The 1,154-nt window shown below is 43.5% G+C and carries 1 protein-coding gene; it reads right to left on the bottom strand.

Translation table 11 applies throughout. The features are described 5' to 3' along the window. Positions 1–23: 23 nt before the first annotated feature. Positions 24–1,065, bottom strand: a protein-coding gene (locus tag FE783_RS37265; RefSeq protein WP_202916330.1) for an IS630 family transposase whose coding sequence is annotated in 2 segments (ribosomal slippage) — positions 24–554 and positions 556–1,065 — 1,041 coding nt in all. Because the reading frame shifts where the segments join, the coding sequence is not laid out codon by codon here. Positions 1,066–1,154 lie beyond the last annotated feature (89 nt).

The raw sequence follows: 1,154 nt of genomic DNA, 5'->3' as shown, positions 1-1,154 counted from the left end.
TATATAAGTTGAACTAATGAGACTTACATGCGAATACAAAGCCGATCAATAATCTTCATTGGATCTTGCATAATGTTGTCCATAAATGCTCCAACATTCTTGCGAATCTCTACAGTTGTATGGTAAAAAACGTTGTTAATGACATCCGCCTTCAGCCACTTCCATAGCCCTTCAACAAGGTTCAACTCAGGGCTGTAGGGTGGAAGAAACACAAGTTCAAGACGGCCTGCCTGTTCTTGAAGAAAACTTCGCAGTAACTTTGCATGATGAATTCGTGCATTGTCCAACACCATTACGATTTTGCCTATTGGATAGGCTGCTAAGACTTGTTTCAAGAACACTAGGAAGGCTTCGGCATTGTACTGTTCGTCTTCTTTCCAAACGATTTTGCCTTTGGCATAATCCAGCGTGGCCAGAAGTTTAACTCCTCGATGCTTGCCTGTCGTCTTAATGACCCGCTGTTTGCCTTTTGCGAACCACGTCTTTTGAAGGGCTTGATAATCGCGAATCATGCTCTCATCTTCAAACAATAAGTGATCAATTTCGCCGTTCTCGTAATTTTTTTAACCCGGGAAATGTCGTTTCGACAAACAAACGTTGCTTTTCTTCGTCAGCTGCGGCAAGCGTGTAGGTAGGTTTGGTGTAGCTCAAACTCATCCGATGCATGAGTTTGGAGACCCCGCGAAGGGAGTACGTTTTACCAAATTCGCGATGAATGTATTCACCGATGATTTGCAGCGTCCAGTTGAATTTGGCAGTGAATCCAACGTCATGCGGAACAGCATCTATAATGATTTTTTTCAACTTCTCTTGTTGCTCTTTGCTCAATTGCTCTGGTGGCCCGGGAGAAAACTTCATCTCTAGACCGTCCAGTCCGTCTTGGCGATAACGTCGCAAGTAGGTGCTGACCGTACTTTCCTTTCTCCCGATGCTTAAGGCAATATCCTCATTTGTTTTGCCGAGCAGATACAGCTTTACAGTCTGGTACCGTTCGAACATTCGTCTGCTTTTCTCGTGCTTTAATCGTTGTTCTACATCACGTAATTGCTCTTCAATCGTTTTCATCGCGATCACCCGTACAAATAAGTTGTAGTGTCTTATTCGACGCGGGTATCTTGAAGTTCCTTCCAAGCGTCTTTAGTTCAACTTATATA

The organism is Paenibacillus mesophilus, assembly GCF_005938385.1.
GTDB lineage: Bacteria > Bacillota > Bacilli > Paenibacillales > NBRC-103111 > Paenibacillus_AB > Paenibacillus_AB mesophilus.
This window is presented reverse-complemented; position numbering and strand designations above follow the sequence as displayed.